Genomic DNA, 1,520 nt, shown 5'->3' with positions numbered 1-1,520 from the left:
GGGGCCCCCCGGGGCCGGCCCCGCCCCGGGGTCCGCCCGGCCCCCGCGCCAGTTCGAACAGCGTGGCCGGCTGCCGCTCGGGCGCCAGCAGGCCCACGGCCACTTCGGTGTCGTCGCGGCCTTCGTGCCCCAGCCGCAGCACGAAGCGCGACACGCCGCCGTCGCGGCCGGCGAGATACGCGGCCAGGTCGGCCGTGAGCCGGCGCAGCGGGAACAGCAGCGCCTGCGAACTTTCGACGTCGTAGTTGAGTTCGATCTTCGCGTCGAAGAAATCCGGCGGCTGGTACAGCGCCAGCGTTTGCGGCGCCTGTCCCAGCAGCCGGTCCAGGTGCGCCAGCACGTCGGCGCCAAAGCGCTGCCCCAGCGAAGCGCGCGGCAGCGCCAGCACCTGCCCCAGCGTGCGGATGGCCATGCGTTCGAGCGCCGGCGCCGCGCCTCCGGGCAACCGTGCACGCGCCACCGGCACCGACGACAGCGCGCGCCGCAGCACGTCGGGCGTGGTGACCGCCAGGCCGTCGTGGCAGCCGGCCAGCACCGCGGCGGCGGCGGCATTGGGCGCCAGCGCGATGCGATGGCGGAAGCCCAGCGCGGCCAGGTCGTCGCGCAGCCGCGCCTCGAACGCTGGCCACGGCCCGAACAGGCCCAGGCTGCCCTGCACTTCCAGCAGCAGTGCGCCCGGAATGTCGGTGCTGACCTGCGAGCTGTAGCGATACGCCCAAGCCGCCAGGAAATCGCGCGCCCGCGCGCGCCGTGCCGGGTCGTCGTCCACCACCTGCAGGTCGCCGCACAGCGCTTCGGCCGCGGCGATGGCCTGGCCGCGATGCAGGCCGCGCGCCGCCGCGGCTTCGTTCACCGCCGACAGCACGCGCCGCTGCGCCGGCCCGCTCACCAGGGCCAGCGGCCGATCAGGTTCGGGGTGGCGGCGAAGGACGGTGTCCAGCGCCAGGTGCGGCAGCAATACGCAGGCCCAAAGCATCGTCGCGCCGCATCAATGCAGGGGCACGGGGAACGGCACGGGCGCAGCCGGCGCCAGCCCGCCGCGGCACTTGAGCACGCGCAGCTGTTCGCGCTCGACCTGCAGCCGCAGCGCCGCCGGCGAAGCATTGGCCGCTGCGCGCATGTCGCGGAAGGCGAACACCAGCGACTGCCCGCTTTCGGCCGCCACCTGCAGCCGGCGCAGCGCGCGGTCGTCGGCCTGCTGCGGCCAGCACAGCACTGCGGCCAGGCAGCCGGCGCGCAGGCACTGTTCGGTGGCCCACAGCGCCTGGCGCGGATCGGCGGCCACCAGATGCACGCGCTCGAACGCCACGCCCGCCGCCAGCCACGCGCGCGGATGCGGCACGTAGGGCGGCGCCACCAGCGCGATCTCGCGGCCGGCCTGGGTGTGCCGCGCCAGCGTGGGCAGCACCAGGCGCAGTTCGCCCAGGCCGTCGGCCGGCAGCAGCACCTCCACCAGCGACGCCTCGGGCCAGCCGCCGCTGGGCAGCGCCGCGTCGAGCGCGGCGTGGCCGCTGGGCTCG

At 76.1% G+C, this 1,520-nt stretch carries 2 protein-coding genes; both read right to left on the bottom strand.

Going from position 1 to position 1,520, the window contains the following annotated elements; translation table 11 throughout:
• Positions 1-976: DNA polymerase Y family protein (locus K0M70_RS10970; protein ID WP_290781898.1), on the bottom strand; the 976-nt coding region annotated here is incomplete at its 3' end.
• Between the two features lie 12 nt (positions 977-988).
• The coding region (gene imuA, locus K0M70_RS10965; RefSeq protein WP_290781897.1) for a translesion DNA synthesis-associated protein ImuA at positions 989-1,520 on the bottom strand (532 nt) is incomplete at its 5' end.

This window comes from Arenimonas sp. (assembly GCF_019459675.1).
In the GTDB taxonomy this organism is placed as follows: Bacteria; Pseudomonadota; Gammaproteobacteria; order Xanthomonadales; family Xanthomonadaceae; genus Arenimonas.
The sequence above is the reverse complement of the archived record's forward strand: the minus strand, read 5'-3'. Positions and strand labels throughout refer to the sequence as shown.